We start from the raw sequence: 21,169 nt of genomic DNA, 5'->3' as shown, positions 1-21,169 counted from the left end.
CGGTGCCATGGTATCCGGCACGGGAGGACGACGCCGTCCATGACGAGCACCAGCATCCGCACCCTCGAGATCAGCGGCACCCCCGCGGAGCGGGGACGCCAGTACGGCGAGGGGGCCGCCGACCTCATCGACGCGGCCGTCGCGTACTACGAGGAGGCGTTCGGACAGCAGGCGGGGCTCGGCTGGGCCGAGGCCAGGCGCCGCGCCGCGGCCTGGGTGCCGCGCTGCACCGAGGCGGCGCCCGAGCTCGTCGCCGAGCTCGAGGGGATCGCCGCGGGCGCCGGCCGGGACCTGCTCGACCTCATGGTGCTGAACCTGCGCGGCGAGATCATCTACGACCAGGGCGGCGCCCGCCGGGCGCGCACCGAGGACCCCAGCGAGGAGCGCGACGCGAGCGACGGCTGCACCAGCTTCTCCCTCACCGCCGGCGCCTCCGGCGACGGCCACCAGTACGCCGGCCAGAACTGGGACTGGCGCACCGGCACCCGCGACACCGTCGTCATCGTGCGGGTCGTGCAGGACCCGCTGCCGACGCTCATCATGCAGCTCGAGGCCGGGCAGATCGGCCGGCACGGCGTGAACTCCGCCGGGCTCGCGCTCAACGCGAACGGCCTCGGCGGCCGCTTCGACGGCGCCGTCGGGCTGCCGCAGACCTTCATCCGCCGGATGACGCTGAACCAGAGCGAGCTGCCCGACGCGATCAACACGCTCGTGCGCACGCCGGCGCACATCGCGAGCAACGCGCTGCTCACGGACCGCTCGGGCTTCTCGATCGACCTCGAGATCACCCCGAGCGGCGTCGACTGGGTCTACCCGGTCGACGGGCTCCTCGTGCACGGCAACCACTATCAGGCGCAGGTGCCGCCCCAGCTCGCGGGCCGGTACCGGCCGGTCTCGGCGGACTCGCTGTTCCGGGTGCCGCAGGCCCGGGCCGGGCTGGAGCGCGTGCGGCACGCCGCCGACCGCGAAGCCGCGCTCGCCGGCATCCACGCCGCCATGAGCGACCACCTCGGCTACCCGGAGTCCGTGTGCACGCACCCGGACGAGCGGCGCCCCGCCGTGCGGCAGTGGTCGACGCTGCTGTCGAGCTGCGTCGACCTCACCACCGGCGACTACTTCGTCACCGCCGGCACGCCGTGCGACCACCCCTATGAGAAGCTCCCCTGGAACGCCTTCGACGGACCAGGGTCCCGCCACACCCCCGTTCACACCCCGCCAATGGAGGCACTCCGATGAACACCCCCTTCCCCCGACGCCGGCTCGCCGGCACCGCACTCGCGACCGGCGCCGCCGCGATCCTGCTGGCCGGCTGCACCGCCGCCGGGCCGTCGACGAGCGAGGCGCCCGCCGTCGAGCTGCCGTTCGGCCCGACCACCCCCGCCGCGAGCGGCCCCGTCGACTCGGTCACCTGGATGCTCCCCGCCGAGCCCGCGACGTTCGACTTCGACATCGACAGCGGCGCCGCCGAGAACACGGTCTTCGCGAACGTCTGCGAGCGGCTGATGGCCGTGCAGCCCGACCTCACGACGGTGCCGCACCTGGCCGAGTCGGCCGAGTGGGTCGACGACACGCACGTCGTCTTCACCATCCGCGACGGCGTGACCTTCCACGACGGCAGCCCGATGACCGCGGCCGACGTGCTGTGGAGCATGCAGCGGCACGCCGCCGACGGCGCCGACGAGTCCGACGAGTACGCGAACGTGGTCTCGATGGAGCAGACCGGCGAGCGCGAGATCACCGTCACCATGGCGCAGCGCGACGCCATCTTCATCCAGGCGATGGCCGGCAACGGAGGCATGGTGCTGAACCCCCGGGTCGTCGAGGCCCAGGGCGATGCCTTCGGCTCGCCCGGAACGCCGGATGCCTGCACCGGCCCGTACACGCTCGGGGAGTGGAAGCCCGGCTCGAGCCTCACCATCGAGCGCGCGGCCGACTACTGGGACGACTCGCGCGAGGTGCTCGCCGGCGAGGTCGTGTTCCGCTGGGCCGACCAGTCCGCCGTGGTGAACGCCCTCACCGCGGGCGAGGCCGACGGCTCCTACCTCGACTCCCCCGCCTCGGCGGTCCCGCTGCAGCAGGTCGCCGACGTCTCGCTCGCGCAGGGCCCCTCCACGAACGCGTGGGTGCTGCTCGCCACCGAGCGCGGCCCGCTCGCCGACGAGCGCATCCGCCAGGCGCTCTCGCTCGCGATCGACCGCAGCGGCATCACGACCGCCGCGTTCGGCGGGCTCGCCCAGCCGTGGAAGACGCCCATCGGGCAGGGCGCCTGGGGCTACGAGACCGAGGCGTTCCAGGCCGCGTACGACGAGCTCGAGGGCGCCCCGGCGAGCCCGGGCGCCGCCGACCTCGAGCGCGCCAAGGCGCTCGTCGCCGAGGCCGGCGCGCCCGACGAGCCGATCCTCGTCGCGAGCGACGGCGGCTCGGTGCGCAACGTCGTCTCGAACGCACTCGTCGCCGCGGCGAAGCAGATCGGCCTGGATGCCGAGATCGTCACGGTGCCCTCGGCCCAGTACGGCGACTTCTACTCGGACGAGGCCGTGCGCGGCCAGGCCGATCTCTTCTCCGACGAGTACTACATCTCGAAGAACGACCCGGTCGGCTTCTACAAGAACGGCGCCTCGACCGCGACGGTGAACTTCGTCGGCTTCAGCGACCCCGACTACGACGCGCTCGTGAAGGAGGCGTTCGCCGCGACCGACGACGCCGAGCGCTCGGAGCTCGCCATCGAGCTGCAGCGCCGCTGGGTCGAGGCCACGCCGTGGATCTCGATCGCGCAGAGCCCGTCGACCGTCGCCCTGCGCGCGGAGCTCAGCGGCGTGCCCGCGTCGGCCGCGTACCTGTACTACCCGTGGGCCGCCGACCTCGGAACGACCGAGGGCTGACGTGCTCGCAGCCCTGAGGCGGGTCGCGGGCATGGCCCTGACGCTGGTGGTGGCCTCGTTCATCATCTTCGCGGCCATGTACGCGGCCCCCGGGGACCCGGTGACCTTCCTCATCGGCAACCCCGAGAATCTGACGCCGGAGCGGATCGCCGCCGTCCGCGCCGAGTACCACCTCGACCAGCCGCTGTTCGTGCAGTACTGGCTGTGGCTGAGCGGCGTGTTCGGCGGCGATCTCGGCACCTCGTTCCAGTACCACCAGCCCGTCGCCGGCATCATGGCGAGCCGGCTCCCCGCGACGCTCGGCCTCGTCGCGTACGCCGCGGTGCTCTTCACGGTCGTGGGCATCGGGCTCGGCGTGTGGGCGGCGGTGCGCCGCGGCCGCGCGGCGGACTCCGCGATCGTCGGCGCCACCACGCTCGCCGCGTCGTTCCCCTCCTTCGTGATCGGCATCGTGCTCGTCTCGGTCTTCTCCGTGCAGCTCGGCTGGTTCCCGGTCGCCGGCGCGGGCGACGGCTTCGTGGACGGCATCCGCCATCTCACCCTCCCGGCGATCGCGCTCTCGATCGGCTCCCTCGCCATCGTCAGCCGCGTGACGCGGCAGTCGATGGTGGAGCAATTCGATTCGGAGCACGTCGAGGCCGCGCGCGCGACCGGCATGGCCGGCGGGATGGTCGTCGTGCGCCACGTGCTGCGCAACGCCTGGGGACCGATCGTGACCATGGTCGCCCTCGTGATCGCGAGCATGCTCGCCGGCACCGTCGTGGTCGAGAGCGTCTTCGGCATCAGCGGCATCGGTTCGCTGCTCGTCGACGCGATCAACTCCCACGACTTCCCCGTCGTGCAGGCGGTGCTGCTCTACATGGTCGTCGCCTACATGGTCGTGACGACCATCGTCGACCTGCTGCTGCCGCTGCTCGACCCTCGCATCGGAACCCGGGTGAAGACCTCATGACCACCACCGCCACCGGCGCGCTGCTGCGCCGCGACGGCCTCGCCAGGCGCCGCGACCCGCTCTACGCGGTGTCGCTCGCCTTCCTCGGCCTCGTCGTGCTCGTCGCGGCCTTCGGTCCGCTCGTCGCGCCGTATCCGCCCGACGCCATCGACTTCACCGCCATCTGGGGCTCGCCGAGCCCGGCGCACCTGCTCGGCACCGACCAGCTGGGCCGCGACCTCTTCTCGCGGCTCCTGCTCGGCACCCGGGAGAGCCTGATCGGACCGCTCGCGCTGCTCGCCGGGGCGACCGTCATCGGCGTCGCCATCGGCCTCGTCGCCGCCTGGAACGGCGGCTGGGTCGACGTGCTGCTCGCGCGCATCACCGACGTCATGTTCGCGTTCCCCGGGCTGCTGTTCGTCGTGCTCGTGATCGCCGTGTTCGGCAAGGGGCCGTGGACGGCCGTCGTGGCCCTCGCGCTCGCGTACGCCCCGGTGATCGCGAAGTTCACCCGGAGCATCGCGCTCTCCGAGCTCGCCCGCCCGTACGTGGACGCGTACCGGGTGCAGGGCGCGTCCGCCGTGCACATCGCGGTGCGGCGCGTGCTGCCGAACATGACCCCGGCGCTGCTCGGCTACCTCGTCGTGCTCTTCGGCGAGGGGCTGATGAGCCTCGCGACGCTCAGCTACCTCGGCTTCGGCGCGCAGCCGCCGAGCTCGGAATGGGGCCTCATGGTGCAGGAGGGACAGGACGGCATCGTGCTCGGCCACTTCGCGCCGACCCTCGTGCCCGGCCTCGCGATCGCCGCGGTCGTCGTGGCCGTGAACATCGTGGGCGTGCGGCTGTCCGAACGACTGGGGGCCCGCGCATGACCGCAGAGCTGCTCACGATCGAGGACCTGGACCTCGCCTACGGCTCAGCCGCCATCCTGCACGGCGTCTCCCTGACGGTGGCGCCGGGCGAGACGGTCGGGCTCGTCGGCGAGTCGGGCTCGGGCAAGTCGAGCACGGTGCGCGCCGCCCTGCGGCTGCTGCCGCCGACGGCCGGCGTGCAGGGCCGGGTGCGGATCGGCGGCCGCGACGTGTTCGGCGCGAACGACGCCGAGCTCCGACGCATCCGGGCCGAGGAGGTCGGCTTCATCCAGCAGGACCCGCGCGGCGCGCTGAACCCCGTGCGCCGCATCGGCGACTCGCTCGCCGAACGGCTCGTGAAGGTGCACGGGATGCCGCGGGCCGAGGCACGCCGCATCGGGGTGGAACTGCTCGGCGCGGTCGGCATCACCCGTCCGGAGCACCGCCTGCGGCAGTTCCCGCACGAGCTCTCGGGCGGGATGCTGCAGCGCGTCGTGATCGCGGCGGCGCTCACGACCCGGCCGCGACTGATCCTCGCCGACGAGGCGACGAGCGCGCTCGACGTCACGACGCAGGCCGAGGTGCTCGCGATCCTCCGCGATCAGCAGCGGGAGCGGGAGCTCGGCATGCTGTTCATCACGCACGACCTGCATCTCGCCGCGGCGTTCTGCGATCGGGTGCTCGTGATGCTGCGCGGAGAGGTCGTCGAGGAGCTCAGCGGCGCCGCCCTGTTCACCGGGGCCACCCACCCGTACACCCGTTCGCTGCTGCAGGCGGCGCCCGAGCTCGAGGAGCGCAGCCGATGAGCGCGTCGATGTCCACGCCCGCGCCGGCGGCACCGCCGGCCCTCGTCGAGGCTGAGCGTCTCCGTCGCGAGTTCCGGATGCCGAAGGGGCAGGACCCGGTCGTCGCCGCGAACGACGTGTCGTTCCGGATCGCCGCGGGCGAGGTGCTCGGCCTCGTCGGCGAGTCCGGGTCCGGCAAGTCGACGATCGCCCGAATGCTCGTCGGGTTGGAGCGCGCGGATGCCGGGTCGCTGCGGATCGCCGGAGCGGATCGCTTCGCCCCGGCTCGAGGCCAGGCGGCCCGGCTGGCCCGGGCCCGGCAGGCGCAGATGGTGTTCCAGGACCCGTACGGCTCGCTCGATCGCCGGCTGAGCGTGCAGCAGGCGCTGGTGGCCGCGATGCGGCTGCACGGCGTGGCCGACCGCGAGGGCGCCCGACGCCGTGCCGGCGAACTCCTCGACCGCGTGCGGCTCACCGAGCAGCAGGGCTCGCTCCGGCCGCACCAGCTGAGCGGCGGTCAGCGGCAGCGGGTGGCCATCGCCCGCGCGCTCGCGGTGTCGCCGACGCTGCTCGTGCTCGACGAGGCGGTCTCCGCCCTCGACGTCTCGGTGCAGGCGCAGATCCTCGAGCTCGTCGACGAGATCCGCCGGGAGGCGGGCATCGCGGTGCTGTTCGTGAGCCACGATCTCGCCGTCGTCGACGAGATCGCCGACCGCGTGCTCGTGCTCTACCGGGGCGACGTGGTCGAGGAGGGCCCGGCGGCAGCGGTGTTCCGGGCGCCGGAGCACCCGTACACCCGCCTGCTCGTCTCGTCCGTCCCAGGGCCGGGCTGGGATCCGCACGAGGTCATCGCGCGGCGCCGGGAGTTCGACGCCGCGCGATGACGCGCCTCGCTAGTAGGCGAGCACCGGCACCTTGAAGGAGCGCGAGCTCTCGTAGCCGTCGCCGGTGAACGAGGCCTGCAGCACGTGCAGGCCGCGGCCGAGCTTCGGCAGCTTCACGTCGACCCGACCGCGGTCCTTCGCGGTGATCTCGACCGTGGCGATGACCGTCTGGCCGTCGCTGATCGTGACCGTGCCCGCCGGGCGGCTGCCGTCGCCGGTCACGACGAGGCCGACCCAGCGGATCGTCGACTTCGACGTGAACAGCAGCTTCGAGGGCAGCCCGACGATCGCCGTGTCGACGAGGTCGGGGGCCGCCTGCACCGTGATCGGCACCGTGACGCTCGTGCCGGTGGCGGCGACGGCGATCGTGAGCGACTGCGCGCCCTCGACGCCCTCGGGGATGACGATCTCGACCGTCGCGCGACCGCCTTCGTCGCTCGTCGGCACGACCGTGCGGTCGACGGTCGCCGTGCCGAGCACGGCGTCGCCGAGCGACACGGTGACCTCGCCCGCCGCGGGCTCGCTCGTCGAGAAGTCGAGCGAGCTGAGCTGCAGGCTGAGCGACTCGCCCGGGGCGTAGGCCTGGCCGTCGGCCGGGGCCGGCAGCACGAGACCGACGGAGCGCTGCGCCGCATCCGGCGTCGCCGTGCCGTTCGCCGCGAACCAGTCGACCATGGACTGCAGGTCGACGCGGCCGGTGTCGGCCTTGTTCGTGCCCGCGCCCAGGGTGAAGAAGTTGTCTCCGCCCGAGGCGAGGAACGAGTTCGCCACCACCCGGTACGTCGCCGCCGGGTCGATCGCCGTGCCGTTCAGCGTCACCTGCGTGACGCGGGATCCGGCCGCGGCAGTCGGGTCGTAGACGACCTGGAGCTCCTTGTTGACGCCGAGCTTCAGGAACGGCCGCGACGAGCCCGCGGGCTGCCACTGCTCCTCGAGGACCTGCTTCACCTGCTCGCCCGTGAGGTCGAGCGTCACCAGCGTGTTGGCGAACGGCTGCACGCCGGCCGCCTCCTTGTAGGTGAGGTTGCCGTCGGGGTCCTCGGCGCTCGTGCCCTTGTACACGAGGTCGGTGCGCAGGCCGCCGGGATTCATGAAGGCGATGTCGGCCTTCGCGTCCTGCTTCGCCGCCCACAGCTGCACGTCGGCGACGAAGTTGCCGAGCGTCGACTCGCCGCCGCGGTTCTCCACGAGCGTCGGGTTGCCCTGGGCATCGGTGCCGGGCTGGCGGGCCCGGTTGAAGTCGCCCGTGATGTCGCCGACCTTCTGCTTGCCGAGCTGATCGGCGACCTTCTTGGCCTCGTCGACGATCGACTGCACGGCCGGCACCGCCGGGTACAGCGGCGTCGTGCCGTTCATGAGGGGCTTCAGCTCGTTCGAGATCGAGAGCAGCTCCTTCGTGACGGGGTCGACCTGCAGCTTCATCAGCCCGAAGCGCTCGCCGTACTGACCGGCCGAGACGACCGGACGGCCGTCGACGACGTGGTTGTACGGGAGGTGGGTGTGCGCCGAGACGATGGCCGCGACCGAGGGGTCGACGCCCTGGACGATCTTCGCGAACGCCGAGCCGTCGCTGAGGCTCGCGATGTCCGTCGTCGTCGCGCCCTCGTGCACGAGCAGCACCAGCACATCGGCCTCGCCGTTGGCGGGGTCGCCGTCCTTCAGCTGCTCGGCGACCGCGTTGACGGAGTCGACGACGCCGCGCACCTCGAGGTCGGCGATGCCGGCCGGGCTCACGAGCGAGTCGAGCTCCTCGGTGACCGCGCCGATGAAGCCGACGGTCACGCCGTCGAGCGTCTCGGTGTAGTACGGCGCGAGGGCCGTGTCGTCGCTGCCCTTCAGGAACACGTTCGACGAGATGTACTCCCAGTCGGCCCGGCTCTGCACCCGGTCGCGCAGGTCTTCCCAGCCCTGGTCGAACTCGTGGTTGCCCGCGGCGCTCACGTCGAGGCCGGCGGCGTTCAGCGCGTCGATCGTGGGGTTGTCGTCCTGGATGAACGAGGTGAACGTCGAGGCGCCGATGAGGTCGCCCGCCGCCGCGAAGATCGTGTTCGGATTCTCCGCCCGCACCTGCTCGACGGCGCCGGCGAGGACCGCGGCCCCCGCGGCCGGGGCCGACTGCTCGATGCGACCGTGGAAGTCGTTGATCGTGACGATGTCGATGTCCACCGGGGCGACCTCGGCCGAGAGGCCGAGGACGATCGGGTCGTGGTCGCTCGAGCGGTAGGGGGTGCCGGCCTCGGTCGCGCCGAAGGCGTAGCCCCGGTCGCCCCACTCGGGCGAGTTGATGTTCCAGACGCCCACGCCGGTCACGTCGGCGGCGACCGAGGGGCTCGCCAGCACGTGGTCGAGCGAGCCGAGCTCGCCGTTGAACGAGTAGGTGAACTGCTCGGTCTGCGACGGCACGAGGTCGGTCCAGCCGGCGCCGGTGAAGACGTCGATCGGGTCCTCGTGGGCGTAGGAGTTGAAGTCGCCGATGAGGAACATCGCGTCACTGCCGGATGCCTCGGCCACCGTGTCGGTGAAGGCGAGGAGCGATTCGGCCTGCTCGACGCGCTCGGCGTTGAAGAAGCCCTGGCCGTCGGCCGGCTCGGGCGGGTTGCCCGAGGGCGGGCTCTTCGACTTGAAGTGGTTCGCGACGACCGAGAACACCTTGCCGCTGTCGAGGCGGAACGCCTGGGCGATCGGCTCGCGGGCGATGTCCCACACCGTCTCGTCGACGACCGTGAGGCTGTCGCCGACCGGGCTCACCAGGTCGTTGCGGTAGATGATCGCGCTCGTGATGAAGTCGGTGATCGCGGCGTCGTGCAGCGCGGCCGGCGTCGGCACGTACGACCAGACGTCGGCGCCCGCCGCCTCGTTGAGCCCGGCCACGAGGTCGGCCAGCGCCTCATCGGGCGCCTCGCCGAGCTTGACCGAGTTCTCGATCTCCTGCAGCGCCACGACGTCGGCCCCGAGGCCCGAGATCGCCGCGACGATCTTCGACTTCTGGATCGCGAACTCCTCGGCGTCGGCCGCGCCGCGCGCCTGCGAGTTCACCGAGGTGAAGGTCGTGAAGTAGTTGTAGACGTTGAACGCGCCGACCTGCACGTCGCCGCCGACCTCGGGAGCCGTCTCGGGGCGCGGGTTCAGCGACTCGAACGTCGGCTTGAGCGAGGCGTCGCTCGCCGAGTCGATCGGCACCGTCGGCTGGAGGCGCCACTCGTTGAAGCCGTAGCCGAGCACGTAGCCGGCGTCGGGGAAGACGACGCGGTCGCCGTTGCGCACGACGGTGTCGGCCGTGAAGTACGGCTGGTCGTTCGGGTGCGCGGAGTTGTCGACGCGCGTCGACCAGCCGTCGTCGAGCAGGAGCCGCGAGTCGCGGTTCGCCTGCGCGATCGTCGCGTTGGCGGGGTCTGCGGCATCGACCTGCTCGGTGCTCTTCACGGGGAGCTCGTCGCCGGCGTTCAGCCAGAGCTCGCCGAAGCTGTAGAGGGAGTGGCTCGAGACGAGCCGGTACTCCCCGCTCGGGGCGACGTGCATGCCCTCGTAGGCCTCGCGAGCGGCACCGCGCACGTCATCGGGCAGCGGGGTCGCCTCCGGGACGCCGACCCCGGCCTGCACGAGCTCGACGGCGGCGGCGTTCGCGACCGAGATCTGCGTCTGCCCGCTGAACTCGTTCGGCTTGCCGGTGACGCGCACGAGGTCGCCGATCGCGCCGGGCGTCGTCGCCGCGGCGTTGCCGAGGTACACGAAGACGGCGTCGGACGCCCCGGGCGTCGCGTCGTCGGCGCCGCCGGACCCCTGCGTCTGGACGTAGATGCCGCGATAGCCACCGGTGCGGTGATCGGCGGTGATCACGCCCTCGACGGTGACGTCGGCGTTCGAGGGCAGCGGGGTGGCGGCGCCCGTCCCCTGCACCTCGGCGATGGTATGCGTGACCTCGGCCGCCTGAGCCGGTGTCGCAGCGAGCAGCCCGGTCGCGAGCGTGCCGACGGCGACGACCGCGACGGCCGGCCACCTGCGGATGGTGCGGCGTTGCATGAGTTCTCCCTCCGAGTCGCCCCCACTCGGGGGACGCACTGGACCAGAGCTTAGGAGGGCCGGGCGGCGCTGCCAAGAGGTGGTCTGCCCCGGATTCCGTTGATTTCACGCGGCGCACCCGGTGATTTCATCCGTCGTTCACGGCCGAGCGCGCAGATGAGCACTACCCCCCGGACGGGGCGCTCGGATGCGCAGCGTTCGGCGCGGCATCCTCGACCGCGCCTAGTGGGCTCGAGCCGCGCTGAGCGCCCGGAACTCCGTCGGCGTGAGCCCGGAGTGCGCTTTGAACACCCGGCAGAAGTGCGCCGAGTCGAGAAAGCCCCACCGCCGGGCGATCTCCGACACCGGCCGCTCGGCGAGCGAGGGATCGTGCAGGTCGCGGCAGCAGCGCTCGAGTCGTCGACCACGGACCCAGGAGGCGATCGTCGTGCCCTGCGCCTGGAACAGGCCGTGCAGGTGGCGGGTCGAGACGTAGTGCGCCGCGGCGATGCCGTCGGGGGTGAGCGAGGGCGAGCCCAGGTTCACGTCGATGTAGTCGAGCACCCGGTGGAACAGCGCCGCGCCGTGGCCGAGCTCGGGCGCCCTGTCGGCGAGTTCCGCAGACAGCGTCGTGGAGAGCAGGTCGAGCACGTTGTGCGCGAGCCGCGGCCCGAGCGGGCTGCGCAACTGGTCGAGGTTCGACGCCACCTGGGAGAGGAAGGGCACCACGAGGTTCGCGACGCCCGCGCGGCCCGAGATGGTGACCGCCGTCAGCCGGTCGACGAGCTCGGGCGGGAGGTCGAGCGAGCCCCTGGGGAACATCACGACGAGGGAGCGCGAGTCGTCCTCGAAGGCGAGGGAGAAGGTGCGCTGGGTGTCGTAGATCGCGAGATCGCCCGGCCGGAGGAGCGCCTGGCGGTTGTCCTGGATCAGGAGTCCCGTGCCCGACAGCTGCACGTTGACTTTGAGGAAGCCCTCGGCCCGCGCATCGATGTGCCCCGCGTCCCGCACGGCGGTGTGCCGCGACGCGGTGATCTCGGTCAGCTGCACGTGATCGGCCTCGGCCGATCTGATCCGGCTCCAGAAGCTCTCCGGGCTGAAGCTCGTCAGCTGCATCGGGATGAGCGAGCGGGCCATCGCCTCGCGGAACGCCGCGAACCCACGGCTCACGCTCGACATGCCGGCGGCGGACTCCCCGCCGCGATCGTCGTGTGGATGCATCGTCGTCACCGCCTCGTCCGGCGCCCCGGCGCGCCGTGCGGGCAGGCTAGCAGCCGCTCGACGGACGCCGTGTGCGGAGTTGTCGTTCCCAGCACACGCATTGACATCCTCGGAAACGATGGCCCGGGCACGTAGAGGCTCGCCCGCCGGAGCGGCGAAGGTTGCCGGCAGCGCGAGGTCGACGACCCCGCCCTCCCCCAGCACCGGGACGAAGGAGTTCCCCAATGTCACGCATCCCTCTCCGCCGCCGGCTCGCCGCGGCGCTCATCTCCGCCGGGCTCCTCGCGGCGGTCGCCGGCTGCGCAGCCACGGACGCCGGCGCGTCCGGCGACGAGCTCGTGCTCGGCGTCGTGGGCAACAACAAGGACGAGATCCAGCCGTACACGGCGACCTCCTCGGCCTCCGCCGACTCGCTCAGACAGCAGCTCTACGACGGACTCACCGCGTACGACGCCGACGGCGGCGTCGAGATGCGGCTCGCCGAATCGATGACGCCGAACGACGCGCTCGACGTGTGGACCGTGAAGCTCCGCGAGGGCGTGAAGCTCCACGACGGCAGCGACTTCACGAGCGAGGACGTCGTCGAGAGCGTGCGGTTCATGCTCGACCCCGAGCACGTCTACCCGGCGGCCGCCCAGATCGACTTCGTCGACCCCGACGGCGTCGTCGCCGTCGACGACACGACCGTCGAGTTCCACCTGCTGCGCCCGGCCGGCACCTTCGCCGAGACCTGGGCGTCGCGGGACCTGCTGATGCGCGGGCTCGACGAGTCCGGCGAGGTGACCGGCACCGGGCCGTTCGACCTCGAGAGCTTCACCCCCGGCCAGGAGGCGCGGCTCGTGCGCTTCGACGACTACTGGGGCGAGCAGCCGGGCTTCGAGCGGCTCCGCATCCAGTTCTTCCAGGACCAGCCCGCGATCACGAACGCCCTCCGCGGCGGCCAGATCGACGTCGCCTACTCGGTGCCGTTCACGGACGTGCCGGCGCTCGAGGCGGACCCGAACCTGAAGACCCTCGTCAGCGAGAGCGGCAGCTACCTGACCATGTCGATGCGCGTCGACCAGGCGCCCTTCGACGATCCCCGCGTGCAGGAGGCGCTGAAGCTCGTCGTCGACCGCCAGCAGATCATCGACAACGCCTTCGGCGGCTACGCCTCGCTCGGCAACGACTTCCTCGGCAACAACACGGATTGCCCGGCGCCAGACGTGCCGCAGCGCGCGCAGGACCTCGAGCGGGCGAAGCAGCTGCTCGCCGAGGCCGGGCAGCAGGACCTCCAGCTCGACCTCGTCACCGACGGCGTCTTCCCCGGGATGATGGAGACCGCCCAGCTCTACGCCCAGCAGGCCGCCGGCGCCGGCATCACCGTGACCGTGAAGAAGCTCGACACCGCGACCTTCCTGAACGGCTGGGGCGACTGGCCGTTCTTCATCGGGTACTCGGGCAGCCCCTACGTCATCACGGCAGCGACCCACTTCCTCCCGGACGGCGTCGAGAACGCGACCCACTTCGACGACCCCGCCTACACGGAGCTGGCGCTGCAGATGATGGGCACGGTCGACCACGCCGAGCAGTGCGGCATGATCACCCGGCTGCAGGAGATCGAGCGCGACGGCGGCGGCAACATCGTCCCCGCCTACCCGCAGAGCGTCGTCGCCTACCGAGCCGGCGTCGAGGGTCTCCACGCCGACCTGTACGGCCGCACCTCGATCGACTACCGCGGCGTCACGATCGAGAAGTAGCCGATGGCCGTCGAACTGCTGGCCGCCCCGGCCCCGTCGCGCTCCACGCGGCGGGCCCGGGCGGTCGCCCTCGCCGTCGCGCAGGGCGTCGGCACGCTGCTCGTCGTCTCCCTGCTCATCTTCCTCGTCACCCAGGCCATGCCCGGCGATGTCGCCCGCGTGGTGCTCGGCACCCGCGCGACCCCGGAGACGCTCGCGACGCTGCGCGAGCAGCTCGGCCTCGACCGGCCGATCTGGGAGCAGTACGGCACCTGGCTGTGGGGCGTGCTGCGGGGCGACTTCGGCACCTCGCTCGTGAACGGCATGCCCGTCTCGGAGCTGCTCGCGGGACGCATCCGGAACTCCTTGACCCTCAGCGTCGTCGCGATGCTGATCATGCTGCCGATCTCGCTGCTCGTCGGCATCGTCGCCGCGCAGCGGCGCGACCGCGCCTTCGACCAGGGCTTCCTCGGCACGTCCATCGTGGTGAACGCGACGCCCGAGTTCGTGACCGGCACCGTGCTCATCGCCCTGCTCGGCACGACGGTCTTCCACCTGCTCCCGCCCGTCTCGTTCATCCCGCCCGGCGACAGCCCGCTCGCGCACCCCGAGGCCATGGTGCTGCCCGTGCTCACGCTCGTCGTGAGCGGGGTGATGTACCTCGGCCGGCTCGTGCGGATCGCCTTCATCGACGCGATGTCGAGCGAGTACGTGCAGACCGCCAGGCTCAAGGGGCTCGGGACCCCGCGCATCCTCGCCAGGCACGCGCTGCCGAACGCGCTCGGCCCGGTCATCCCCGCGGCGAGCCTCGTCGCCGCGTACACCGTCGGCGGCGTGGTCGTCGTCGAGTACCTCTTCGCGTTCCCGGGCATCGGGGCCGCCCTCGTCGAAGCGGTCAACAACCGAGACCTCCCGGTGATCCAGGCCATCGTGCTGCTCATCGCCGCCACTTATTACGTGCTGAACCTCGTCGCCGACCTCCTGGCCGGCGGCGAGCCGCAGGGACGCTGAAAGGACCCGCCATGAGCGCACCGCCGAGGACCGAGGCCGTCGCAGCGAGCCGAGAACCGAGCGCCAGGGGCGCCGGCCTCCGCCGGCTCTGGGCCGCACCGCGAGTCCGCTGGGGCGTGCTGCTGCTCGCCGCGACGACCGCCTTCGCCTTCCTGGGCGGGCTGCTCGCGCCGTTCGACCCGAGCCAGCCGGTCGGCGCACCCTACGCGCCGCCCTCGCCCGGCATCTGGCTCGGCACCGACCAGCTCGGGCGCGACGTGCTCTCCCGGGTGCTGCACGGCGGCGCCTACCTCGCCTGGATGGCCCCGACCTCCGCCGTGCTCGCGGTCGCGATCGGCGCCGCCGTCGGCCTCGCCGCCGCCTACTGGCGCGGCTGGGTGGACACGCTGCTGATGCGCGCCATGGACGTCGTGCTCGCGTTCCCCGGGATCCTGCTGACCCTGCTCTTCGTCGCCGTGTTCGGGCCGCTGCCGTGGCTGCTCGTGACGCTCGTCGTCGTCGCGCTCGTGCCCGGCGTCGCCCGCGTCATCCGCGGCGCTGCGCTGCCGGTGATCGGACGAGAGTACGTGCAGTGGGCGAAGGCGGTCGGGATGCCGAGCGCCACCATCCTGCGGACGGAGCTGCTGCCCAACGTCTCCTCCCCGCTCTTCGTCGAACTCGGCGTGCGGCTGATGTGGGCCGTCGGCATCCTCGCCTCGATGAGCTTCATCGGCTACGGCATCCAGCCGCCCGCGGCCGACTGGGGACTCATGGTGAGCGAGAACCGCACCGGCCTCGGCATCCAGCCGCTCGCCGTGCTCGCCCCGGTCGTCATGATCGTCGTCTACACCGTCTCCGGCAACCTCATCGCCGAGGGCGCCGCCCGGGTCATCGCCCGCACCGAAGGGAGGGCGGAATGACCGCCACGCTCGAGGTCGCCGACCTCACCATCGTCCGCGACGCCGACGAGGCGCGCATCGTCGACGGGCTGTCGTTCGCGCTCGGGCCGGGCGAAGTGCTCGGCGTCGTCGGCGAGTCCGGCTCCGGCAAGAGCACCGTCGCCCTCGGGCTGCTCGCCTTCGCCCGGCCCGGCGCCCGGATCGCCGGCGGACGGGTCGTCATCGACGGCGTCGACCTGCTCGCCCTCCGCGGCGGCGAGCTGCGCGACGCGCGACGCCGCCTCGCCGCCTACGTCGCGCAGGACCCGGCGACCGCGCTCAACCCCGCGCTCGCCCTGCGCACCCAGCTCCTCGAGAGCCTCGACGGCCCGCCCGCCGAGAATCTCGACCGGATCCGCCGGGTGCTCCGCACCGTCGGCCTGCCCGCCGACGACGCCTTCCTGCGCCGGAAGCCCCGCCAGCTCTCCGGCGGGCAGCAGCAGCGCATCGCGATCGCCATGGCCGTCGTCGCCCGGCCGCGCGTGATCGTCCTCGACGAGCCCACCACGGGACTCGACGTCTCGACGCAGGCGAAGGTGCTCGCGCTCGTGAAGCAGCTCTGCGCCGACGAGGGCATCGCCGCGATCTACGTGAGCCACGATCTGGCGGTCGTCGCCGACGTCGCCGACCGGGTGATCGTCATGTACGGCGGCGAGCTCGTCGAGCTCGTCCCGACCGATGCGCTGCTCGGCGCGCCGCGGCACCCGTACTCGCGGGCGCTGCTCGCGGCTGTGCCGTCCGCGAGGGAGCGCCAGGTGCTGCATCCCATCCGCGGCCGCGCCCCCGGCGTCGGCGAGCGCGACGCCGGCTGCGTGTTCCGCGCGCGCTGCGACTTCGCCACGGACGCGTGCCTCGAACGCCCGCCGCTCGAGGCGGAACCCGGCGGGCGGCTCGTCCGCTGCGTGCGCGCGGACGAGGTGCAGCGCCTCACGCGCATCACCAGGGTCGCCGACCGGCCGGAGCGTCCCGGGCTCGTCTGCCGGCCCGCCGTGCTCGAGGCGGAGGGGATCGACGCGCACTACGGCGAGCGCCAGGTGCTGTTCAACGTCTCGCTCGAGCTCGAGCCCGGCCGGTGCCTCGCCGTCGTGGGCGAGTCCGGCAGCGGCAAGTCGACCCTGTCGCGGTGCCTGATCGGGCTGCACGAGCAGTACGAGGGTCGCTTGCGGCTCGACGGCGAGGAGCTGCCGCTGACGGCACGGGCACGACCGGCCGCCGCGCGCCGGGAGCTGCAGTACGTCTTCCAGAACCCGTTCGGCTCGCTGAACCCGAGGCGCACGGTCGGCTCGAGCATCGCGGCGGCCCTCCGGCTGTTCGGCTCGGACGGCCGCCGCACCGGCGCGGTCGTCGCGGAGGCGCTCGAGCGCGTCGAGATCTCCGCGCGCCTGGCGGAGCGGTACCCCGCCGAGCTGTCGGGCGGCCAGCGCCAACGGGTCGCGATCGCGCGGGCGCTCGCGTGCGAGCCCAAGGTGCTGCTCTGCGACGAGGTCACGTCGGCGCTCGACGTGTCCGTGCAGGCCTCGGTCATCGAGCTGCTGCGCGGACTCATCGACGAGGGCCTCGCGATGCTGTTCGTCACCCACGACCTCGCGATCGTGCGGAGCATCGCCGACTCGGTCGTCGTGCTGAGCGAAGGGCACGTCGTCGAGCGCGGCGAGACCGCTGCGGTGCTCGATCGGCCGAGCCATCCGTACACGCAGGGGCTGCTCGCCGACACGCTCGAGCTGCCGGCACTCGCCGGGTGAGGCGAGCGCCGGCGGCACGGCGGTCAGCGGCCCGCGGCCTCGGCGAGCGCGGTGACGAGAAGCTCGTGCGGGATGCCGGGCGCGGTGAAGCCGGACGCGCCGACCATCGTCGGCGAGGCGAGCATCGCGTTCAGGATCGCCGCCTCGGTGGCCTCGATCGCCGCGTAGAACAGCGGGTCGATGTGCTCGTTCGCGAGCACCTCCACCGTGCTGGTCAGCGCGCTGCCGCGGTCGAAGCCGCCGGGGACCGCGTCGTTGCCGGTGCTGAAGCAGAGCACGAGGTCGCCGCTGCCGTTCTCGCCGGCGCCGCCCATGCGCCCGATGCCGAGCGCCGCGCGCTTCGCGAGGCGTGCGCACTGGGTGGGCAGGAGCGGCGCGTCGGTCGCGACCAGCACGATGATGGAGCCCTCCTCCTCGCTCATCCGGTCGAAGAAGCGCTCGACCGGCGGCAGTTCGCGTTCGAAGCGCTCGCCGACGGGCACGCCGTTCACTCGGAGTCGGGCGCGGCTGCCGTGGTTCGCCTGTACGAGGACGCCGACCGTGTAACCGCCGGACTCGGCCGGGACGAGCCGGGAGGCCGTGCCGATGCCGCCCTTGAAGCCGTGCGCCATCATGCCGGTGCCGCCGCCGACGCTGCCCTCCTCGACCCGGCCGCCGCTCGCCGCCTCGATCGCCGCCCTGACGTGCTCGGGCCGGACATGGAAGCCGTTGATGTCGTTGAGCACGCCGTCCCAGGTCTCGCCGACGACCGGGAGGGAGAAGAAGGCGCGGTCGCCGCCCCGGCGCCTGGCCTCGTCGGCGATGAGCGCGTCGCGGACGACGCCCACGCTGTGCGTGTTCGTGAGGGCGAGGTAGCTCGTCAGCGTGCCGGACTCGCGGACCCACTCGAGGCCGGTGAGCTCCCCGTTGCCGTTCAGGCGGAACGGGGCCGCGAACAGGGGACGGTGCCACGGCTCCTCGCGCGGGATCACGACGGTGACGCCGGTGCGCACGGGCCCCTCGCCGACGCGGAGCGGCCCGTCACCGGAGATGAGGGTGGTGTGCCCGACCCGGACACCCGCGACGTCGGTGATGGCGTCGTTCGGTCCGGCCGGCAGCTCGCCGACCACGATCCCGAGCTCGCTCGCCCGGGTCATGGCCGGGCCGCCGCGACCGCGAGGTGGGAATCGGCGATCTGCTCGAAGCCGACGATGCGATCTCCTTCGACCGTCCAGACGTGCACGGTGCGCGCGTCGAGCGCGCGCCCGCTGCCGCGGTGGGTCGCGGTGTAGCGGCCGAGCGCGATGACCGTGCCGCCGTCGGCGATCGTGCGGTCGACCGAGACGGCGAAGCCCTCCCATTCGGCCGCGGTGGGGCCGAACACGCCGTCGACGACGGCGGCGGGGCCGATGTAGGTGCCCGCCGTCGGGAAGCCGGCGCACTCGGTCCAGACGATGTCGTCGGCGAAGTCGGCGATCATCCCCTCGAGGTCGCCGCGCGCGGAGGCGGCGTAGTGGGCGTTGACGAGGTCGAGACTGCTCATGGCGGCAGCGTCCTTTCGTGATGGGAGAGGGCCAGTCTCGCCGCGCCGGAGCGGCGGCGGACCCGTGCCGACGGAGACGTGCGGGGGATGCCAATCGGGCTTCGGGGAGAGTCAACCGCCGGGCGGCGGATGCTCCGTAGCCTGGAGCGACGACCCGAGAGGAGGCGCGGATGCCGCGCATCACGCAGGCCCACGACGAGCGCGTCCGCGCACTCGACCCCGCCATCGCCCCGGCCGGCGCGGAGCTCGACGAGGACGCGCCGGGCTACCTGGCGGCGATCGCGGGCGACGGCCGGGCGGAAGCGATCGCGGGCTTCGAAGCGGTCGACCCCGCCACGATCGACGCGGTCTGGGGCGCCCTGCGCCGGCACACCCTGGAGCTGCGGAGCGCCGGCGAGGACGCCGATCGGATCGCCGCGGTCGAGCGGGTGCTCGACGCCTGGCTCGAGCGGATCGCCGAGACCGAGACCCCGGGCGACTTCGACAGCAGCGCGCGCATCTCGCTGCCCACGCGGGACATCGCCCTCGTCAACGCCCTCTACGCGCGCGGCTTCGGCCCGACTGGCGTGCGCGCCGTGCGGCTCCGTCCGCGTGATGCGGCGACGACGGCTCCCGTGCTGCCGCAGCGGCTCGACGGCGCCGTCGTGCGGCTCGCGACGGCGGCGGACGCCGACCGGCTCGGCGTGCTCGATGCGCGCCTGCTCGAGCTCGACGCGCACTTCGCCGGCGTCACCGTGCGCGACGGCGCCGACACCGGCTTCGCCGCGGAGTACCGCGCGAGACTCGAGCGTGCCCCCGAGACCACCTGGGTGCTCGAGCGCGACGGCGAGATCACCGGGTACATCCACGTGATGCCGGACGCGGAGTCGCCGGAGCCCGACTCGCAGGTGCTCGCCATGGGCGGCGGCCAGTATCTCGTGGTGATGTATCTCGACGAGTCGGAGCGCGGGGCGGGACTCGGCACGGCGTTCCTGCAGCTCGCGCACGATGCGCTCGACGCCGCCGGCGCCCCGTACGTGCTGCTGAGCTACGCGGCGGCGAATCCTCGCTCAGGGCCGTTCTGGTCGCGGAGCGGCTATCGCCCCGTGATCACCGAGTGGCAGCGCCGGCCCGCGGTCTTCGCCCCGATCCCGGCCGCACGCCGCTGACGCTCGCGCTCGCGACCGCTCACGCCACCGCGGGCGCGGGCGCACGGCGCTCCTGGAGCCGCCGGCGGAACTCCCGGTCGATCGAGGTGTTGCCGGGGCGCGGCAGCTGCTCGGGGTCGAGGTGCGCCGGCGGCACGAACCAGCTGCGCCCATCGCGGATGCGCACGCGCCAGCCGTCGTCGTGCACCCGGTGGTGATGGTGGCTGCAGAGCAGCACACCGTTGTCGAGATCGGTCGGCCCGTCGTCTCTGCCCCACCAGGCGATGTGGTGCGCCTCGGTGTGCGAGGGCGGCCTCGTGCAGGCGGGCCACGCGCACCCGCCGTCGCGATCCGCCAGGGCGAGCTTCTGCGCGGGGGTGAACAACCGTGCCGATCGGCCCAGGTGCAGCGGCTCGTCACCGGAACCGACGACGAGCGGCGCGAGACCGGCCGAGCTCACCAGCTCGCGGACCGCGTCGAGCGAGACCGGCTGCTCGATGCCGTCGATCGTGGCCGAGCCCCGGCCCGCGACGAGCGCCTCGAGCTCGACCCGGGCGACGACCATCGCCTGACGGAGCACGGGCATCGCCCGGCAGCCGAGCGCGTGGCGCGACACGTCGACGAGCGCGTCGGCGTACATCTGCGCGATCGTCCGATGCTCGGCGAGGGCGGGGTCGCCGTCGACCGCCGCGTCTGCGGCGGCATGCCGGGCCCGAGCCCCGAACGGCGCGCGAGCGTCTCTCGCGCGGTGCAGCTCCGCGCCGACGAGCCCGTCGAGCGCGGAACGCAGCGCCGCGCCGCCGACGGGGTCGAGCGCGCCGCGCACGCGGATCATGCCGCTGGCGTCCTGCCAGAGGGTGAGGCCCCGACGCGCGCGGAGCTCGTCTTCGCGCGGCTTCACCCCGTCGGGGTCGAGCTGCGCCTCGAGACGCTTCACGAGCCGCGCGAGGCCGTCGGCCCCGACCGCCGTGCAGGCGGCGACGCGCTGCCCCGTGCGAGCGGCCCGCTGCACCAGGAACTCCTCGGCGGCGGCCAGCTCACCGGGATCGGCCCGCAGCTCGACCCGCTCGAGGAAGCGGCGGATGGTCTCGGCGGCCTCGACTCCGAGCTCGCCCCGCTCGACGGCCGCCGCGAGGAACGGGCGCTTCGGCGCGAGCAGCCCCCCGGTGAACGACGGGCGAGTGGCCGTGGCCCGCCCGAGCCGCACGAGCGCGGCCGCCTCGGCCTGACGCCCGCCCGTGGCGTGCGCGACGAGCCGCTCCGGAGTGCTGAACCCCATCGCCTTGGCCACGTCGTCACCGGCGATGCCCGTGCAGCGATCGTCGAGTTCCGCGGCGAGCCGCACCTGCAGCGCCTCGACCTGTCGTGCGAGCACCGCGAGCGTCTCGACGACCCGGACGACCCCGTCGTCGCTCATCGCCCGCGCATCCGCCTCGACCGAGGCGGGCGAGGACTCCCGCAGCAGCGCCCCGGCCCACACCGCGCCGACGTCTGCAGCGCGCGCCATGAGCGCCTCGAGCGCTCGGGGCACGGGCGCAGGGGCCGCGGCATCGGGTGGGCTGATCTCCATGCCTCGATT

At 72.9% G+C, this 21,169-nt stretch carries 16 protein-coding genes; 11 read left to right on the top strand and 5 right to left on the bottom strand.

Translation table 11 applies throughout. The features are described 5' to 3' along the window. Positions 1–39 precede the first annotated feature (39 nt). From MTP13_RS08455 to MTP13_RS08430, 6 genes are read left to right on the top strand one after another with little or no spacing between them, the layout of a single operon-like run. Positions 40–1,236, top strand: coding sequence for a C45 family autoproteolytic acyltransferase/hydrolase (locus tag MTP13_RS08455; protein WP_243570620.1), 1,197 nt, complete (start codon positions 40–42; stop codon positions 1,234–1,236). Further along, the gene (locus MTP13_RS08450; protein WP_243570618.1) at positions 1,233–2,882 is read left to right on the top strand and encodes an ABC transporter substrate-binding protein; all 1,650 of its coding nucleotides are present in this window, start codon (positions 1,233–1,235) and stop codon (positions 2,880–2,882) included. The genes MTP13_RS08455 and MTP13_RS08450 overlap by 4 nt, the downstream gene beginning before the upstream one ends. A 31-nt stretch (positions 2,883–2,913) precedes the next feature. Next, on the top strand, positions 2,914–3,834 hold the full coding sequence (locus MTP13_RS08445) for an ABC transporter permease (RefSeq protein WP_230764009.1): 921 nt from the start codon (positions 2,914–2,916) through the stop codon (positions 3,832–3,834). Continuing rightward, on the top strand, positions 3,831–4,685 hold the full coding sequence (locus MTP13_RS08440) for an ABC transporter permease (protein ID WP_243570617.1): 855 nt from the start codon (positions 3,831–3,833) through the stop codon (positions 4,683–4,685). The genes MTP13_RS08445 and MTP13_RS08440 overlap by 4 nt, the downstream gene beginning before the upstream one ends. Further along, on the top strand, positions 4,682–5,470 hold the full coding sequence (locus MTP13_RS08435) for an ABC transporter ATP-binding protein (protein ID WP_243570615.1): 789 nt from the start codon (positions 4,682–4,684) through the stop codon (positions 5,468–5,470). The genes MTP13_RS08440 and MTP13_RS08435 overlap by 4 nt, the downstream gene beginning before the upstream one ends. Continuing rightward, positions 5,467–6,333, top strand: a complete 867-nt coding sequence (locus tag MTP13_RS08430; protein ID WP_243570614.1) for an ABC transporter ATP-binding protein — start codon at positions 5,467–5,469, stop codon at positions 6,331–6,333. Before MTP13_RS08435 ends, MTP13_RS08430 begins: the two co-directional genes overlap by 4 nt. A gap of 9 nt (positions 6,334–6,342) precedes the next feature. On the opposite strand, the gene MTP13_RS08425 is transcribed toward MTP13_RS08430, so the two are convergent. Both MTP13_RS08425 and MTP13_RS08420 read right to left on the bottom strand, forming a co-directional pair. Then, positions 6,343–10,353 carry an ExeM/NucH family extracellular endonuclease gene (locus MTP13_RS08425; RefSeq protein WP_243570612.1) on the bottom strand — a complete coding sequence of 1,337 codons (4,011 nt, stop codon included), beginning with the start codon at positions 10,351–10,353 and terminating at the stop codon, positions 6,343–6,345. Positions 10,354–10,575: 222 nt separating this feature from the next. Continuing rightward, positions 10,576–11,553 carry an AraC-like ligand-binding domain-containing protein gene (locus tag MTP13_RS08420; protein ID WP_243570610.1) on the bottom strand — a complete coding sequence of 326 codons (978 nt, stop codon included), beginning with the start codon at positions 11,551–11,553 and terminating at the stop codon, positions 10,576–10,578. Positions 11,554–11,777: 224 nt separating this feature from the next. Here MTP13_RS08420 and MTP13_RS08415 point away from each other — a divergent pair, with 224 nt between their 5' ends. From MTP13_RS08415 to MTP13_RS08400, 4 genes are read left to right on the top strand one after another with little or no spacing between them, the layout of a single operon-like run. Beyond that, positions 11,778–13,292 carry an ABC transporter substrate-binding protein gene (locus tag MTP13_RS08415; protein ID WP_243570609.1) on the top strand — a complete coding sequence of 505 codons (1,515 nt, stop codon included), beginning with the start codon at positions 11,778–11,780 and terminating at the stop codon, positions 13,290–13,292. 3 nt (positions 13,293–13,295) lie between these two features. Beyond that, the gene (locus tag MTP13_RS08410) at positions 13,296–14,282 is read left to right on the top strand and encodes an ABC transporter permease (protein WP_243570606.1); all 987 of its coding nucleotides are present in this window, start codon (positions 13,296–13,298) and stop codon (positions 14,280–14,282) included. Positions 14,283–14,293: 11 nt separating this feature from the next. Next, on the top strand, positions 14,294–15,181 hold the full coding sequence (locus MTP13_RS08405) for an ABC transporter permease (protein ID WP_243570605.1): 888 nt from the start codon (positions 14,294–14,296) through the stop codon (positions 15,179–15,181). Continuing rightward, positions 15,178–16,941 (top strand): ABC transporter ATP-binding protein, encoded by a 1,764-nt coding sequence (locus MTP13_RS08400; protein ID WP_243570603.1) that lies wholly within the window; start codon positions 15,178–15,180, stop codon positions 16,939–16,941. The genes MTP13_RS08405 and MTP13_RS08400 overlap by 4 nt, the downstream gene beginning before the upstream one ends. 23 nt (positions 16,942–16,964) lie before the next feature. Here the strand turns inward: MTP13_RS08400 and MTP13_RS08395 are convergent, their stop codons facing one another. Both MTP13_RS08395 and MTP13_RS08390 read right to left on the bottom strand, forming a co-directional pair. Further along, on the bottom strand, positions 16,965–18,077 hold the full coding sequence (locus MTP13_RS08395; RefSeq protein WP_243570602.1) for a DmpA family aminopeptidase: 1,113 nt from the start codon (positions 18,075–18,077) through the stop codon (positions 16,965–16,967). Further along, positions 18,074–18,463 (bottom strand): nuclear transport factor 2 family protein, encoded by a 390-nt coding sequence (locus MTP13_RS08390; RefSeq protein WP_243570600.1) that lies wholly within the window; start codon positions 18,461–18,463, stop codon positions 18,074–18,076. The genes MTP13_RS08395 and MTP13_RS08390 overlap by 4 nt, the downstream gene beginning before the upstream one ends. A 170-nt stretch (positions 18,464–18,633) precedes the next feature. On the opposite strand from MTP13_RS08390, the gene MTP13_RS08385 reads away from it, so the two are divergent. Then, complete coding sequence (locus MTP13_RS08385) at positions 18,634–19,611, top strand: GNAT family N-acetyltransferase (protein WP_243570599.1); 978 nt, start codon at positions 18,634–18,636, stop codon at positions 19,609–19,611. 19 nt (positions 19,612–19,630) lie between these two features. Here MTP13_RS08385 and MTP13_RS08380 read toward each other — a convergent pair whose 3' ends face one another. Then, on the bottom strand, positions 19,631–21,160 hold the full coding sequence (locus MTP13_RS08380; protein ID WP_243570598.1) for an HNH endonuclease signature motif containing protein: 1,530 nt from the start codon (positions 21,158–21,160) through the stop codon (positions 19,631–19,633). Between the last annotated feature and the right edge of the window lie 9 nt (positions 21,161–21,169).

This window comes from Agromyces soli, from assembly GCF_022811605.1.
Taxonomy (GTDB): Bacteria; Actinomycetota; Actinomycetes; order Actinomycetales; family Microbacteriaceae; genus Agromyces; species Agromyces soli.
Note: the sequence above shows the minus strand (reverse complement) of the source record. Positions and strands in the feature narration are given on the sequence as shown.

What these genes read in the sequence shown, in the direction of transcription:
- MTP13_RS08455 (WP_243570620.1), top strand. Translation starts at nt 40, where the DNA reads ATGACGAGCACCAGCATCCGCACCCTCGAGATCAGCGGCACCCCCGCG.
- MTP13_RS08450 (WP_243570618.1), top strand. Translation starts at nt 1,233, where the DNA reads ATGAACACCCCCTTCCCCCGACGCCGGCTCGCCGGCACCGCACTCGCG.
- MTP13_RS08445 (WP_230764009.1), top strand. Translation starts at nt 2,914, where the DNA reads ATGGCCCTGACGCTGGTGGTGGCCTCGTTCATCATCTTCGCGGCCATG.
- MTP13_RS08440 (WP_243570617.1), top strand. Translation starts at nt 3,831, where the DNA reads ATGACCACCACCGCCACCGGCGCGCTGCTGCGCCGCGACGGCCTCGCC.
- MTP13_RS08435 (WP_243570615.1), top strand. Translation starts at nt 4,682, where the DNA reads ATGACCGCAGAGCTGCTCACGATCGAGGACCTGGACCTCGCCTACGGC.
- MTP13_RS08430 (WP_243570614.1), top strand. Translation starts at nt 5,467, where the DNA reads ATGAGCGCGTCGATGTCCACGCCCGCGCCGGCGGCACCGCCGGCCCTC.
- MTP13_RS08425 (WP_243570612.1), bottom strand. Translation starts at nt 10,353, where the DNA reads ATGCAACGCCGCACCATCCGCAGGTGGCCGGCCGTCGCGGTCGTCGCC.
- MTP13_RS08420 (WP_243570610.1), bottom strand. Translation starts at nt 11,553, where the DNA reads ATGCATCCACACGACGATCGCGGCGGGGAGTCCGCCGCCGGCATGTCG.
- MTP13_RS08415 (WP_243570609.1), top strand. Translation starts at nt 11,778, where the DNA reads ATGTCACGCATCCCTCTCCGCCGCCGGCTCGCCGCGGCGCTCATCTCC.
- MTP13_RS08410 (WP_243570606.1), top strand. Translation starts at nt 13,296, where the DNA reads ATGGCCGTCGAACTGCTGGCCGCCCCGGCCCCGTCGCGCTCCACGCGG.
- MTP13_RS08405 (WP_243570605.1), top strand. Translation starts at nt 14,294, where the DNA reads ATGAGCGCACCGCCGAGGACCGAGGCCGTCGCAGCGAGCCGAGAACCG.
- MTP13_RS08400 (WP_243570603.1), top strand. Translation starts at nt 15,178, where the DNA reads ATGACCGCCACGCTCGAGGTCGCCGACCTCACCATCGTCCGCGACGCC.
- MTP13_RS08395 (WP_243570602.1), bottom strand. Translation starts at nt 18,077, where the DNA reads ATGACCCGGGCGAGCGAGCTCGGGATCGTGGTCGGCGAGCTGCCGGCC.
- MTP13_RS08390 (WP_243570600.1), bottom strand. Translation starts at nt 18,463, where the DNA reads ATGAGCAGTCTCGACCTCGTCAACGCCCACTACGCCGCCTCCGCGCGC.
- MTP13_RS08385 (WP_243570599.1), top strand. Translation starts at nt 18,634, where the DNA reads ATGCCGCGCATCACGCAGGCCCACGACGAGCGCGTCCGCGCACTCGAC.
- MTP13_RS08380 (WP_243570598.1), bottom strand. Translation starts at nt 21,160, where the DNA reads ATGGAGATCAGCCCACCCGATGCCGCGGCCCCTGCGCCCGTGCCCCGA.